The 14,827-nt window shown below is 54.9% G+C and carries 13 protein-coding genes and 1 riboswitch; of the genes, 12 read left to right on the top strand and 1 reads right to left on the bottom strand.

Annotated features, from left to right (window positions below; translation table 11 throughout):
• From AC6I6N_RS00760 to AC6I6N_RS00720, 9 genes are all read left to right on the top strand, one after another.
• A complete protein-coding gene (locus AC6I6N_RS00760; protein WP_497942635.1) occupies nucleotides 1–1,008 on the top strand; it encodes a YeeE/YedE family protein in 1,008 nt (335 codons plus the stop codon).
• Nucleotides 1,009–1,104: 96 nt separating this feature from the next.
• Complete coding sequence (locus AC6I6N_RS00755; RefSeq protein ID WP_249461775.1) at nucleotides 1,105–1,587, top strand: isochorismatase family protein; 483 nt, start codon at nucleotides 1,105–1,107, stop codon at nucleotides 1,585–1,587.
• 297 nt (nucleotides 1,588–1,884) lie between these two features.
• Complete coding sequence (locus AC6I6N_RS00750) at nucleotides 1,885–3,246, top strand: SLC13 family permease (protein WP_497942631.1); 1,362 nt, start codon at nucleotides 1,885–1,887, stop codon at nucleotides 3,244–3,246.
• Between the two features lie 136 nt (nucleotides 3,247–3,382).
• Complete coding sequence (locus AC6I6N_RS00745; protein WP_125277617.1) at nucleotides 3,383–4,030, top strand: hypothetical protein; 648 nt, start codon at nucleotides 3,383–3,385, stop codon at nucleotides 4,028–4,030.
• A gap of 471 nt (nucleotides 4,031–4,501) precedes the next feature.
• Nucleotides 4,502–6,163 (top strand): PepSY-associated TM helix domain-containing protein, encoded by a 1,662-nt coding sequence (locus tag AC6I6N_RS00740; RefSeq protein ID WP_321265948.1) that lies wholly within the window; start codon nucleotides 4,502–4,504, stop codon nucleotides 6,161–6,163.
• On the top strand, nucleotides 6,160–6,456 hold the full coding sequence (locus tag AC6I6N_RS00735; protein WP_108727225.1) for a DUF3649 domain-containing protein: 297 nt from the start codon (nucleotides 6,160–6,162) through the stop codon (nucleotides 6,454–6,456). The genes AC6I6N_RS00740 and AC6I6N_RS00735 overlap by 4 nt, the downstream gene beginning before the upstream one ends.
• Nucleotides 6,453–7,301, top strand: coding sequence for a DUF3325 domain-containing protein (locus AC6I6N_RS00730; protein ID WP_497942629.1), 849 nt, complete (start codon nucleotides 6,453–6,455; stop codon nucleotides 7,299–7,301). The genes AC6I6N_RS00735 and AC6I6N_RS00730 overlap by 4 nt, the downstream gene beginning before the upstream one ends.
• A gap of 524 nt (nucleotides 7,302–7,825) precedes the next feature.
• Complete coding sequence (gene aqpZ / locus AC6I6N_RS00725; RefSeq protein ID WP_094196172.1) at nucleotides 7,826–8,524, top strand: aquaporin Z; 699 nt, start codon at nucleotides 7,826–7,828, stop codon at nucleotides 8,522–8,524.
• A gap of 228 nt (nucleotides 8,525–8,752) precedes the next feature.
• Nucleotides 8,753–8,842: riboswitch (glycine riboswitch) on the top strand.
• Between the two features lie 378 nt (nucleotides 8,843–9,220).
• Nucleotides 9,221–10,627, top strand: a complete 1,407-nt coding sequence (locus AC6I6N_RS00720; protein ID WP_094196171.1) for an amino acid permease — start codon at nucleotides 9,221–9,223, stop codon at nucleotides 10,625–10,627.
• 79 nt (nucleotides 10,628–10,706) lie between these two features.
• On the opposite strand, the gene AC6I6N_RS00715 is transcribed toward AC6I6N_RS00720, so the two are convergent.
• On the bottom strand, nucleotides 10,707–11,750 hold the full coding sequence (locus tag AC6I6N_RS00715) for a mechanosensitive ion channel family protein (protein ID WP_276310375.1): 1,044 nt from the start codon (nucleotides 11,748–11,750) through the stop codon (nucleotides 10,707–10,709).
• 146 nt (nucleotides 11,751–11,896) lie between these two features.
• Here AC6I6N_RS00715 and AC6I6N_RS00710 point away from each other — a divergent pair, with 146 nt between their 5' ends.
• From AC6I6N_RS00710 to dctP, 3 genes are read left to right on the top strand one after another with little or no spacing between them, the layout of a single operon-like run.
• Nucleotides 11,897–12,397, top strand: a complete 501-nt coding sequence (locus tag AC6I6N_RS00710; protein WP_094196170.1) for a TRAP transporter small permease subunit — start codon at nucleotides 11,897–11,899, stop codon at nucleotides 12,395–12,397.
• Nucleotides 12,387–13,709, top strand: a complete 1,323-nt coding sequence (locus AC6I6N_RS00705; RefSeq protein WP_094196169.1) for a TRAP transporter large permease — start codon at nucleotides 12,387–12,389, stop codon at nucleotides 13,707–13,709. Before AC6I6N_RS00710 ends, AC6I6N_RS00705 begins: the two co-directional genes overlap by 11 nt.
• A gap of 17 nt (nucleotides 13,710–13,726) precedes the next feature.
• Entirely contained in the window at nucleotides 13,727–14,827 is a 1,101-nt protein-coding gene (gene dctP, locus AC6I6N_RS00700; RefSeq protein ID WP_094196168.1) for a TRAP transporter substrate-binding protein DctP, read from the top strand.

Genomic DNA, 14,827 nt, shown 5'->3' with positions numbered 1-14,827 from the left:
ATGATGAATACAGAATTTGTACTGTGGGTCAGCTTGGCCATTGGCCTGCTCTTTGGCATTAGCGGCCAGCTCAGTGGTTTTTGCTTTTATCGTGGCTTGACCGAGCGCTGGTCCGGGCGCAGCGGCTACAAGCTTCAGGGCTTTGCCCTGGCGCTGGCCGTGGCCCTGGCCGGAACACAACTGGCCGCAGGCTATGGCCTGATCAGTCTGGACAAGGCCCTGTATCTGAATCCTACTTTTTCCTGGCTGCTGGTGCCACTTGGGGGTGTGCTATTTGGTGCAGGCATGACCCTGGCCAATGGCTGTGGCGCCCGTGCTCTGGTCCTGTTAGGACAAGGCAATCTGCGCTCTTTTGTCGTACTGCTTTGTTTAGGCATCACCGCCTACATCACCTTGACAGGCCTGCTGGCGCCGCTGCGCATCAGCGTGGCCCAAGCCACCAGCGTCACCCTGCCTGCGGTCACCCTGTCTGAAGGTCCCATCCGATCTATTGTGATTGCCCTTATCGTCGCCGCCCTGATCGCTTTTGCCTTGCGGCGCCGACAGGACGGCCAACGCCTGAATGATCTGCTGGCCGGAACATTGATAGGACTGCTGATTGTGGCCGGCTGGCTGACCACGGGCTGGCTGGGCGATGATCCCTTCGAGCCCTTGCCCGTCAGCTCGCTAAGCTTTGTCGCCCCGATTGGTGAAAGCATTCAATACGCCATGATCTCCACCGGCATGAGCCCACGCTTCACCATCCTGATCGTGGTGGGTGTGGTGGTCGGTTCCTTGCTAAGCGCCCTGCTGCGTCGCCGCTGGAAACTGGAAGGTTTTGAGTCGCCCCGCCACATGCTGCGCTCCATGGCAGGCGGAGCCTTAATGGGTGTAGGCGGCGTGCTGGCCCTGGGCTGCACCATCGGCCAGGGTTTAAGCGGCCTGTCCACCTTGTCGGCCACCTCCTTGCTGGCGGTGCTCGGCATTATCGTCGGCGCACGCCTGACCTGGACCCGCCCAACAGCCTGACTCCGTGTTTCAATAAGGGCTTGATTGACGGCCCTTCAGACTGCCCAGGCCACCTCCGTCTGGCATCGCTGATGCGCTCTTATTGAGACTCCCGCAATGCGACAGATCCTGCTTGTTGTCGATGTGCAAAGCTGCTTTTCGCCACCTCCGTGGCTAATTGAAGGCATTAACGCCCTGAGCACCCGCCTGCCTTGCGCAGCCTTGATTGAACTGCACGACGAGTCGCAAACGCCCTTTTCCAGCCAGTTGGGTTGGTGTCCGCCGCGCAGTGATCGTTGTCTGGTCGATGCCAAGCAAATCTTCATCAAACATGGCTACGCCCCTAGCCCGGCCGCGATGGAGTATTTACAGCAATGTCAGGCTGATCGCATTCTGGTCTGCGGCATTCAAACCGATACCTGCGTACTGGCCGCAGGCTTTGCCTTGTTTGATGCGGGGCTGCACCCTACTCTGATTACGGATCTAACGGTCGGCTCGTCCCTGGATCGCTCCGGCGAGCTGGGTATCAAGCTGTGGAAACATCACTTCGGGCGCACAATTCACAGCAGCGAACTGTTGGCTGAACTGGACCAGCCATAAACAGCTCGCTTTCACAGCCTGCGCCTCTTCACACCCATCTGATCCCCCTTCTGTCTACCCTAGCCACAACGCCCCTCACTCGATTCCCAACTCCTGCTGCCCCACTTCCTGAAAACCGCGCCTGCTCCGTGCAAGTACAAGAGCGTGCTAGATGAAAGCTCAACCATCGCGTCCCTGACTAATCATTACGTTTAGCGTAATCATTCAACCATGGGCTTTATTGATAGCCCCATACCGCCACTGATAGGGTCGTTTCCAGAAACCTGCAAAAGGTTCACTTACAAGGAGACGAGACATATGCATTGGCTATCCATTGCCGTATTAGGAGGCATGTTCGTACTGGCAACTGTCTTACCCATCAATATGGGGCTGATTGCTTTTGTAGGCGCTTTTCTGGTGGGTACGCTGGTGGCGAGCATGGGCGCCAAGGAAATCATGGGCGGCTTTCCGGCTGACCTGTTTCTGACCCTGGCCGGTATTACCTATTTGTTCGCGCTGGCTCAAAACAATGGCACGATCAACTGGCTGGTCAGCATGGCCGTGCGGGCTGTACGTGGCCGCATCGCCGCCATTCCCTGGATCATGTTTCTGATCACGGCCGCATTGACCGCTGTCGGTGCCGTCAGCCCAGCCGCCGTTGCCATCATTGCCCCGATTGCGCTGGGCTTTGCTCGCCAGTACGGCATCAACCCGCTCTTGATGGGTTTGCTGGTGATTCATGGCGCCCAAGGGGGCGGCTTCTCCCCGATCAGTATTTATGGCGGCATCACCAACCGTGTGGTCAGCGCCGCCGGTTTGCCCTTGAATGAAATGGCCACCATGATGGCCAGCCTGGGTATCAACCTGGCCGTGTCCATTTTGCTGTTCGTGTGGATGGGTGGTTTGAAGCTGATGCGTCAGAAAGTGGACTTAAGTTCAGCAGACGTAAACGTTGCCCGCGTGGCCCATGGCTCGGGTGGCCCGCAAGTGTTTGGCGACGCTGAAGCCGAGGCCTTGGGCGAAGAGCGCAAGACCGCCCGGAAAAGTCCCGATGCCCTGGTCGAAGCCGGCAATGGTGCCAGCGAGGCCCCGCACTGGTATCGCGTCTTGACCCTGGCAGGCCTGTTTATCCTGGCCGTTCTGACCTTGTTTTTCAAACAGGATATTGGCTTTACCTCGATCACCATCGGTCTGGTACTGACCTTGATGGCCCCCAATCTGCAAAAACGCGCGCTGGGCCAAGTGTCCTGGCCTGAAATCATGCTGATTGTGGGTGTCAGCACCTATGTGGGCGTGATGGAATCCATGGGCACGATTGATTTTGTTGGCCATAGCGTTGCCCAACTGACCTCTCCCTTGATGGCGGCCTTGCTGCTGCTTTTTGTGGGTGCGGTCGTGTCGGCTTTCGCCTCTTCCACCGCCGTGCTGGGTTCGCTGATTCCGCTGGCCGTGCCCTTTTTGCAAGGCGATGGCGGCGTGGGGCCGGTGGGCTTTATTGCAGCCATGGCCGTATCCTCCACCATTGTGGACGTCAGCCCCTTCTCTACCAACGGCGCACTGGTACTGGCCAATGCTCAGGGAGTGTCGCGTGATGCCTTCTTCCGTCAGCTTTTACTGTACGGTGCTGCCGTCACGGTTATTGCCCCAGTCGTCGTCTGGCTGCTGTTTGTGGTGCTCTAAAAACACCTGAGCAAACAGAAAAGTACGGCGGGCCCCGATACCTTGGTAGCCGGGGCCTGTTTAATGGAAATTCTTACCGCATCCATGGGCAGTTCAGGTATAAAGACTCGATCCATTTTCAAGCGAGCCGCACAACATGAGCCTGACAGCAGAATGTGACGACTACTTCAAACAAGTCGAACAAGGCTTGTATGCCGAGCGCTTCGATCAGGAAGTAAACTTGCTCCCCTTCGTTCAGGCCCAAGCCTTCAGCGAACAGTTCAGCGGCCACCCCACGCTGGACGCCCTGGGCGGTCTGATTCTGGACGATCCCGATACCAGCAGTCACCATGTCTGGGTCTGCGAATCCCCACTGGCCGGGCAGGTGTTTTACTTATCCCACGACGACGACAGCCGCATTGTATTCCCGTCTTTGTCAGCCTTTCTGACGGCAGCCCAACAGGCGCTGGAACGGTCTTGTTGCTTGAGTGAGCTGCATCCATCACACACACCCTTGTGTCCTGATCAAACGGGCTTGAGCAATTTCATCACCCATTTGTGCGGGAACGATGAACATGAAGAAATCGCTATCCCGCTCATTCCCAGCCTGGACTTGCAAGACTTTCCTTTGCTAAGAAGGCTGGCCAGCGCCGACAACTTCTTTTTAAGCGAAGTCTTGGCGCAGGAAATCAAAAAACGGCCTCGGGCCGATTTGCTGACCATTGCCGAACTATGCAGTGCCCATCCTCATCCGCAAGCTGCCAAAGCGGGGGTGGCCGCTTTACGTGCGATTAAAGCGCTATAAGCCATAAGATTGGGTAGTAGGGGGGTTATGCCTGCAAAGCCTATTCCCTTCTGCCCCTCCCCGGCGGTCAGTCCTCAGCCTAAGGTACGTCAGCCTGGAGCCGACAAGGTTTACTCCCTTCCAAGTCCCACCAGCCCCCCCCTCAACTGCGCCCTCCCCCCTATGGGAAACGCCAAAACAGCTATGGCGTCGCATTGATTTCTGAATAAAACCTTGAATCCTGGCGAATTCTTACACCGTAATGAGAATGATTGCTATTATTTTGCCGTTGTTTTAAGCCTGATGCCCTCTTTCCTTCTCTGTCACCCGCTTTTCGCGTCCTGAAAAACGCGGCTTGCATGACGAGTGCAGCGTCCAAGAAGAGCGGATTCCATCCGTCACCCGCAGCGGCCAGGCAAGCACGGCTTTTCTCAGTTTTCCAGTTATCAATCCAGCACCCGGAGACGGTGCTGAAGTAGGAGGCGCGTCAGCGTGAAAGAGTCATTTCGCCAATGTATGGCATGGCTGCATACCTGGGTCGGTCTGGTAGTGGGCTGGATCCTGTTTTTCGTCTTCGTCACGGGCACGGCAGGCTATGTAGACGATGAAATCACCCGCTGGATGGAGCCCGAGCGTCCCTTGCCCATGCAAGTTCTACCTGAGCAATCCAGCCAGATGCTGGATCAGGCCCTGACGCAGCTACAAACACATGCCCCGGCAGACTCCAAAGCCTGGACCATTACCCTGCCGCATCAAGCCCTGAACCCACGTGCCACGCACGGGCTGTCCATTGCCTGGGAAGAAATGTCCCAACCCGGTCAGCGTGGCCGTCGCGGGGTCGAGGAACTGGACCCGGTCACCGGCCAGATTCAACCAGAAACAGAACCCCGCGCCACCGCTGGTGGCACGGGTCTGTATCGCATGCACTATGCGCTGCACTACATGCCGTACCCCGTCGCTATCTGGCTGGTCGGTATCTGCACCATGCTGATGCTGTTGGCCGTCATGACGGGCGTGGTGACACACAAAAAGATCTTTACCGACTTTTTCACCTTCAGACCCGGCAAGGGACAACGCTCCTGGCTGGACGCACACAATATCGTCAGCGTGATGTCCCTGCCCTTTTTCCTGATGATTACCTACACGGGCCTGATCTTTTTCATGTCCTTCTATATGCCGACCGGACGAGAGATCATGTATGGCGCAACAGAGGAAGGACGACAAGCTTACTTCCAGGATATTCGCCAGCAAAAACATGACTTCCTGCCCGTCAGCATGCCGCAGGCTCCGTTAAGCGCGATGATGCACAGCGCTGAACAAACCTGGGGCAAGAACAGCATTGCCTCGGTACACATTACGCATCCGGCAGATAGCCAAGCTTATGTAGAACTGCGCCGCACCGGCGTGACGGGCGTGTACTGGACCCGTGCCGAAACCCTGCGCTTTAACGCCATCGATGGCAGCGCCATGAAGCCGGACAACACGAGCAATATCACGGGGGACACACACCGCGTGCTGCTGGCCTTGCACGAAGGCGCATTTGCCGAATGGTGGTTGCGCTGGCTATACCTTATCTCGGGCTTGCTGGGCTGCGCCGTTATTGGAACGGGCCTGGTGCTGTGGACCGTAAAACGCCGCACCCACCATCAAAAGCGCCTGTCCAAAGCCACCGCGCTGAGCGTATCCGAGCGCTTTGATGCGGCGGGCCTGCGTCTGGTGGAAATCCTGAATGCCGGAACCCTGGCCGGTTTGCCGCTAGGTCTGGCCGCCTACTTCTGGGCCAACCGCCTCTTGCCGGTCACTATGGCCGACCGCGCCGCCTGGGAATTTCATGCGCTGTTTCTGGTCTGGGGCTGGTCCTTCCTGTATGCCTGCTGGCGACCCTTGAAGCGCGCCTGGCTGGAACTGCTCTACCTGACAGCCGCCGCCTATGGCCTGATTCCCGTCCTGAACCTGCTGACGACCGACCGCCATCTGGGCGTTACCGTCACCCATGGCGACTGGGGGCTGGCAGGCTTTGACCTGAGCATGCTTGGCCTGGCCGCCATCTTTATCTATATCGCCGTAAAAATGAAACGCAAATGGCACATTGCCAGCCTGTCTAAAAAAACCGCAACCCCTGCCAACTTGCATACTGCGGGAGTGAACGGATGAGTGGACTGACTCCTCGTTACCGCCTGCAAGTGTTGTCGCGCATCGTGGCCGCCACGGTGGGTGGCTACGCCTTGGCAGACGCCGCCACCGTATTGCTGACCTTGCTCTGGCCTTTGCCCAGAGCCCAGGCTGTCCTGGCGGCCAATATGTTGAGCTTTGTCTGGTACACCATCGCCGTCATGTGGGTGTTCAGTACCAAAAGTGCCACTCGCGCCTGGTTGGGCATGGTGCTGCCTACCGCTTTGATCGCCTTGCTCTGCTTTCTGGTGATGCCGGAAGGAGGGCTGCCATGAGCAATACCAGCCTGTGGCTAAATCTGGCCGTATTTATCAGCAGTCTGGCGGGCTTTATCTGCCTGGCCTTGGCCAGCGATCGCCAGGGTGAATTTCTGCTGCATCGCGCGCCTCGCAAGCAGGAAAGGCGGATCTTTCGTTTAATCGGCTGGCCTTTTCTGGCCGTGGCTTGGCTCTTGTGCTGGCAAGGCTGGGGCTGGAGCATCGGCACGGTTGCCTGGCTGGGCTGGCTAACCATGGCCGGCGCCGGACTGACCTTTTACCTGCCCTGGTGGCCTTGGCAGGAAAAGAAACCTGTGCGGGCCAAACCTGCGCCAGTTGCGAAGGCAGCGCCTAAAGCGGCTGGAGTAGGTAACACTGAATCGGCATCACGCATGTCTACACGTAGCCTGGTCTTGGCCAGCAGCCTTCTGGCCATCCCTGCTGCCTTCGTGATTTATCTGACGCAGCAAGGCCCGCAACCTGTCTTTGGCAACAATGCCCTGCAAAGTCAGATTGGTCCGTGGTCGTTTGCACTGGCTGAAACGAATGACCAAGCCCCTATCAGCGGGCCCACCGGCGCACATCGCAAAGCCTTCCAGATTCGCTTTTGCCAAGCCTGCGACCCGCATATACGCCGCGCCTATCTGCAAGTCAGCAAGCCCGAGCCTATGCCTACACCCCGTCAGGCGTTTAACAGCACACGCTGGACACGATCGGTAGAAATTGCCATCCCGCCCAATAGTGAGGTTGAGCATCAACTATGGCTAACTGTAGAAGCCAAGAATGGAGAAATCTACCATCAGGCTTTTGATTTCCACCAGGTATCACCCGTGACAGCGGCTTTCATTGAGCAAATGCCGTAAGCGTGACCTAAACCGAAAGGGCCAAGCATCTTGGTCCTTTTTTTATTTCTACTCAATTCAGATTTTCCACTGATCCTCACTAGTCACTGCTTAAAAATCAAAACACATCAAGAAAACATAAAACCAATAAAGACGTCAGAATAAATACGTCCCAAAATCCGCCCCCTCAATTACTGAAAATCTAAACTCGTAAACAAAGCATCAAATAACTATTTATATAAACAACTTTCCCTGTTTCATCTTTATTTCGCACCCCTGATTTTTAAATTTCATTCAAAGCAGCTAAAAAATTAGCCCACAAATTACTTATAACGCCATCCCAAAAAGCAGCAATTCTTCGCAATTCCAACAAAACCCTGCATCTGACACAAACTGCCACCTTAAGCACATTTCTCACATTTACTATAAAAAAACACCACCCTCAACAAAGGAAAACTTTTGACAGTTGTTTTCCTTTCCTTCAGTGGGTGAACCGTGCTTATCGCTAGAATGCTGCCGTGTTACATCACTAACAGGGCCATATCATGTCTTTAATTAAACGATGCACCGCAGAAACGCTGGGCACTTTCTGGCTGGTCTTTGGGGGCTGCGGAAGTGCGATCTTTGCCGCTGCCTATCCTGAACTGGGAATTGGTTTTGCCGGAGTAGCCTTGGCCTTTGGCCTGACCTTGCTGACCATGTGCTATGCCATTGGCAATATCTCTGGTTGCCACATCAATCCGGCTGTCACGCTGGGGCTGGTCGCTGGCGGACGCTTCCCCGCTCGTGACGCTATTCCCTACATCCTTGCCCAAGTTATCGGCGGCCTGCTGGCCGGCGGCGTTCTGTACCTGATCGCCAGCGGCAAAGCCGGCTTTGATCCCGTGGCAGGCTTTGCCTCCAACGGCTTTGGCGAGCACTCGCCAGGCAATTACAGCCGCAACGCGGCCCTGATCGCAGAAATTGTGCTGACCGCCTTCTTCCTGTTCATCATCATGGGTGCGACTCACAAGCGTGGTCACGCTGGCCTGGCCGGTGTGGCGATTGGTCTGGCGCTGACCTTGATTCACCTGATCAGCATCCCCATCACCAACACCTCCGTGAACCCTGCCCGTTCCACCGGCGTGGCCTTTTTCCAAGGCACCTGGGCCATGGAACAGTTGTGGCTGTTCTGGGTGGCCCCCTTGATTGGTGGTGTGATCGGCGCCTTGGTGTATCGCTTTTTACATGCCAACGACGAGTAAGCAACACTGACATCGGCATGCAGAACAAAAGAGCCGCATCGTCTGGAACAAGGCAGCCTGCCCGATTCAAGACAATGCGGCTCTGTGCAAAGGGCGCATCCTTGGTGACGTCACGGCAAAATGTCCAGCACAAACCCCACTGACAAACAAGAACCATTCTCATCAATCACCTACAGGTTAACGATAGTAGTCATCGCTTTTTACCTGTCTATACAATAGCGACGTCAATAACGGTTCAGGTGAGAGTCTTCACCTTGATGAAGCGCCGACGGAGCAACGACCCCGGAATCTCTCAGGCAAAAGAATCTTGAACCCTTGACGTTCTGGAGAGAGGCACATCAGTGCCCACCGAAGGGGACCGTCGCCCGCCGATGGATAAGCTCTCAGGTAAACGGACAGAGGGGGTACAAAGGCCATATGGTCTTTGTCCACCTATTTGTCCGGAGCCTATTTATGAGCAGATAGTCAGGCGCCTTGTCTGACCGCCTGGCACACCACCCCTTTATTCCCATTTTTATTCGCACGCAGGTCTGTTTTGGCATTTCATGTCGTCAGAACAAGGAGGACTGCTGTGCGCTCCCTACTTTATGTAGATCGGCATCAAGAAAACCGTTCTTGAGGACGGGTTGTGCCCATTGTTTTCTCGCAGCACAGTCATAATTACGCATTTGAACGAAAAAAAACTAGGAGTACAGTGTGTCTCAGCAACATTCATCTGGACTGCAACGCTCGTTGAAAAACCGGCATCTGCAACTGATAGCCATTGGAGGCGCTATCGGTACCGGGCTATTTATGGGATCAGGCCGCACCATTAGTCTGGCCGGACCCTCGGTCTTGTTTACCTACATGATCATCGGCTTCTTTTTATTTTTTGTTATGCGGGCAATGGGAGAATTGCTCCTGCATAACCTGGAATACAAATCTTTTGTGGATTTTTCCGCCGATATTCTCGGGCCCACCATGGGCTACTTTCTAGGCTGGAGTTACTGGTTCTGCTGGGTAGTTATTGGCATTGCCGATATTGTCGCCATTACCGGCTATACCCAATTCTGGTGGCCGGACATTCCACTGTGGCTACCCGGTCTGGCTTGTATTGCCTTTTTGCTGATCTTTAACCTGCTGTCGGCCAAATTGTTTGGCGAGCTCGAGTTCTGGTTTGCCCTGGTCAAGATCATTGCCATCGTGGCACTGATTGGTGTGGGCGCGTACCTGCTGTTTACCGGCTTTGTGGGCCCAACCGGCGAAAAAGCCAGCCTGACCCATTTATGGGATCGCGGCGGGATGTTCCCCAATGGTTTGAATGGTTTCTTTGCCGCTTTCCAGATCGCCATCTTTGCTTTTGTGGGTATCGAACTGGTGGGTACCGCCTCGGCTGAAACGGCTGACCCTGCCAAGAACCTGCCCAAAGCCATCAACAAGATTCCGGTTCGCGTGATTGTGTTTTACGTGTTGGCCCTGACCGCCATCATGACCGTCACCCCTTGGGATATTGTCGCGCCCAACAAGAGTCCGTTTGTAAATATGTTCTTGCTGATTGGCGTAGGTGCAGCAGCGGCCATCATTAACTTTGTGGTGCTGACCTCGGCCCTGTCGTCCGCCAATAGCGGCATGTTCTCCACGGGCCGCATGTTGTACGGTCTGTCCAAGAACAAGCTGGCTCCCGAAGCCTTCAGCCAACTGTCGCGTAACGGTACTCCCCGCAATGGTCTGATCTATTCGTGCGCCCTTTTGCTGTCCAGCCTGTTCCTGCTATACGCAGAAGGCGATGTGATGCGTGTGTTCACAATTGTGACCACCGTGGCCAGCATCTGCTTTATCTTTGTCTGGGCCGTGATCCTGATCACCTACCTGAAGTACCGCCGGGTTCGTCCTGAGGCACACGCTGCATCAAGCTACAAAATGCCCTTTGCCATTCCCATGTGCTATCTGACTCTGGTGTTCTTTGCCTTTGCGCTGTACCTGTTCAGCCAGGAAGAAGAAACCCTGATCGGCCTGATTGCCACACCTTTCTGGTTCCTGGCTCTGCTTATTTGCCTGCCTTTCTACAAGAAACGCATGAAACAAGATCTGGCCCTGAGTCTGGCGACGCAAAGCGTACGCTAAACCAAGCAGGACACAGCACAGTGCGCCCCCGCACTGTGCTGCCGCCACCGGGACTGGCCGTACTGCTGGACCTGTGTGTTTACTCGGTCCGGGCTGCCCCTTCTGGCTCGCCCCCCTTCGCCACATACAAAGTCTGACTGGGGAAGGCAAAATCGGCACCGTGCTGCTGCACAATATCAATAATCTTCAAATACACATCCTGCTGAATGCCCAACCACTCGGCCCACTGAGTTGTTTTGGTAAAGCAATACACCATGATGTTCAGTGATGAGTCTGCAAAGGCATTGAAATAGACCAGCGTCGTCTGTGTCTGATCAATATCAGGGTGTTGAGCCAGCATCTGGCCAATATCATCCACAATACCGCGCAGCTTGCCGGCATCCTCATACCTCAACCCCACCTCGGTATTGATCCGCCGATTCGTCATGCGCCCCGGGTTTTCCACACTGATGGAAGAAAACAAGGAGTTGGGCACATAAAGCGGCCGTTTATCAAACGTCATGATCTTGGTCAGGCGCCAACCAATCTCAACCACCGTCCCTTCAATATTGCGATCAGGCGAACGTATCCAGTCGCCAATCTTGAACTGACGATCAAAGTACAACATGGCACCGGAGAAGACATTGCTCAAAATATCCTTGCCTGCCATACCGATCGCAATGCCGCCGATACCGCCAAAGGCCAACAGTCCGGACATACTTAATCCGAAGTGCTCGCCAAAAAACAGCAACATGAGAACAAATGCGCCGAACTTCAACACCCGTGCAATCAGGCGTGCCGAGGTCGGATCCCGCCCTTTGCTAAGCTGCGTTTTCTCCAGACGGTTGATCAACAGCGACAACGTATGCATCAACACCGCCGCTGCCGTCAGCACAGCCACAAAATCGACCATGCGCGGTGTCACCAACGTCACGTGGTAATCGGCAATAGCCATGTTTACGTACTGGCGGGCAACCGCAATGGCGCCGTACAACAAGCCCAACTGCACGATTTGCGCGATGACATTGTGCGACCACTTGCGCCGACGATGTCTCATAAAAGCCAGAATAAATGCCGCCAGCAAGCAGGCCAGAAAGATCCCCATACCTGTCAGGTATTTGATCAACAAGGTGTGATCCTGCACTTTTCCTCCGATTGCGCCGTCCTTGGCCAAGCGATTATAACGAGTTAGGTTTACGTAAGGGTAAACCCACGTTGTGACAGGGCTTGCCTTGCTCATAGACTAAACCGTCAGTCTGAAACAATAACAATTCGCGCCAAAGGAAAACGATGGTTTTAAAGGCTATTGACTCACTCAATGAATTCATCGGCAAAATCCTCTCATTTATCGCCATTATTTTTGCCACCATTATTATTTATGAAGTGTTCATGCGATATGTGCTCAATCAGCCTACCCGATGGACATTTGATGCCACCAAACAGCTCTACGGTTTTTACTTTTTGATGTTGGGCGCCTATGCCCTCAAGCATCAATCTCATGTCCGCGTTGACCTGCTGATCCAAAAGTTTTCCCCTACCGCTCGCAAATGGACTGAGCTTGCGGGCTACCTCATTTTCTTCTTCCCCTTCGCCTGGGTATTTCTGACTCGCAGCTATGAGTTTGCCATGCGTTCTTTGGCCCAAGGTGAAACGACCTACGGCGCCGTTCAACTGCCCGTTTACCCACTGAAGATTTCCATGGTGGTGGCTGCCGCCCTGTTGCTGATTCAAGGTATTGCCGAGGTAATCCGTCTGCTGACCCAAAAGGAGCCCGGCCATCATGACGCCTGAGTTGATTGCACTGCTGATGGGTGGCCTGCTGTTGCTGGGCCTATTCATGGGCCATCCCTTGGCTTTCGTTCTGGGTGGAACAGCCGTTATTGGTACGCTCATTGCCGGCAAACCCATGGTCTTGGGCATTGTCGTCAACCGCATCTATGGCGATGTTCTGGACAACTACACGCTGATCGCCATTCCCTTGTTCATCTTGATGGCCCGCTTTCTGTCCGACTCGGAAGTCACGGACAAGATGTTCGAGGCCTTGCGACTCTTGATGTCGCGGGTGCGCGGTGGCCTGGCACTTGCCGTTGTTTTTCTCTCCATTTTGCTGGCGGCGACCACCGGCATTATCGGCGCCTCTATCACCGTCACCGGCATGATGGCATTACGCCCCATGCTGAAATATGGCTATTGCCCCAAGCTGACCACCGGCGTGATCGCCGCCTCGGGGTGCCTGGGCATTTTGATCCCACCGTCCATCATGCTGATCCTGATGGCCAGCTACTCACCGCTGTCCATTGGCGAGCTGTTTGCAGGCGCCCTGATTCCAGGCGTGCTACTGGGTTTGCTCTATGCCGCCTGGGTCGTCTTTATTGCCTGGCGACACCCCGAACGAGCCCCGTCCGTCGAGCCGGAAGAACAGATCTCAAAACCGGCCTTGATCAAAATGTTGCTCCTGGAGGCCGTCCCGCCTATTTTCCTGATTCTGGGTATTTTGGGCTCGATGCTAGCGGGTATTGCAACGGCCACAGAGGCATCAGCCATCGGGGTCTTGCTGTCCTTGCTGATCGTCATTTTCCGCGGCAAATTCCAGTGGCGCACCTTCTTTAATGCCCTGTATGAAACGGGTCGCACCTCGGCCATGATCCTGTTCATTGTGGTCGGTGCCACGGCGTTTACCGGAGTGTTCAACATTACGGGCGGACTGGGTGCGGTCCAGGACATCATGCGCGGCCTGGATATGGAGCCCTGGCTGCTGATCGTGGTGATGCTGCTGATTGTCTTTATCCTGGGCTGTTTCCTGGACTGGACGGGTATTGTGCTGCTGTCCTTCCCCATTCTGTTGCCCATCGTTCAGGAAATGGGAGTCAGTCTGCTGTGGTTTGTTGTTTTGGTTGCTGTTGTGTTGCAAACCTCATTCCTGACCCCTCCTTTTGGATACGCCCTGTTTTATCTGCGTGCCATTACCCCTCCCTCAGTCAAAACTACGGAAATTATTACGGGGGTTATTCCGTTTATTTTCCTGGTCATTCTCATGTGTATATTGATAGCCATTTTCCCCAATCTGGTCACATGGCTACCACACGTGCTGTACGGCAGTTAATACAACTAGGAGACACCATGAAGCCAACAAAAAAGATACTCACCGCACTGACCACGGCCGCTCTACTCAGCATGACAGGCCTTAGCCAGGCAGCCCCTCAAAAATGGACAATGACCAGCACCTGGCCCGCCTCCATCGAATTAGTGGAGATGGACAAAAAGTGGGTCGAGCTTGCCAATAAGCTGGTCGGCGACGAGCTGAAAATTGAATTTTTTGAAGGCGGCTCTCTTGTCCCAACCGGTGAGGTCTTTAGCGCGGTAGAGTCCGGCACCATTCAGGCCGGTGCCGACTGGCCCGGCTATTGGGCAGGCCGTAACCCAGCCTTCTCCCCGCTGGCCACGCACTCGAGCTTGTTCAATGCCATTGACTATGCCAACTGGATCAAAGAATGGGGCGGTGCAGAGCTCTATAACGAGATTTACGGTAAATACGGCATGGTCTATCTGCCCTATGCCATTACCAATAATGAGTCGGGCTTTCGCACCAACACCCCCATTCGTAACCTGGAAGAGCTAAAAGGCAAGCGCCTGCGCTTATCCGGTCTGGAACAAGGTCAGGTGCTGGAGAAAATCGGCGGCACCCAGGTATCGATGGCCGGCCAGGAGCTGTATCAATCGCTGGAGCGCGGCGTGATTGACGGCGCCGAGTTCTCGACGCCCAACGTGGATGTCTCGGCGGGCCTGCATCAAGTCACCAAGCACTGGTCCACACCCGGCTGGCATCAATCTGCCTCTGTATTTGGCGTCATGATCAATAAAGCGGCCTGGGATGCCTTGAGCGACACCACCAAGGAAAAGCTGAAGATTGCCGCCGACGCAACCATGATGTGGTCCATTGCCTTTACCGAAAAACGAGCCACCGAAGGTTTGCGCACCTTCCAAAAAGCGGGTGTTCAAATCCACCGCATGGATGACGAAAGTCTGAAAACCATTCAGCAGGTAACCAACGAGGTCATGATTTCCGTGGCCTGCAGTAACCCCGATGCCGCCAAAGTGTATGCCAGCCAGATCGAATACCTGCAAGACTACAAAGACTGGCGCGAGACCTCCATGCCCTTTAATCTGGGACGCCCCATTGACGGCCCGGACCTGGAAAAAATCAAGGCCTGCATGAAGTAA

It is taken from the genome of Alcaligenes sp. LTN-3 (assembly GCF_059735605.1).
The sequence above is the reverse complement of the archived record's forward strand: the minus strand, read 5'-3'. Positions and strand labels throughout refer to the sequence as shown.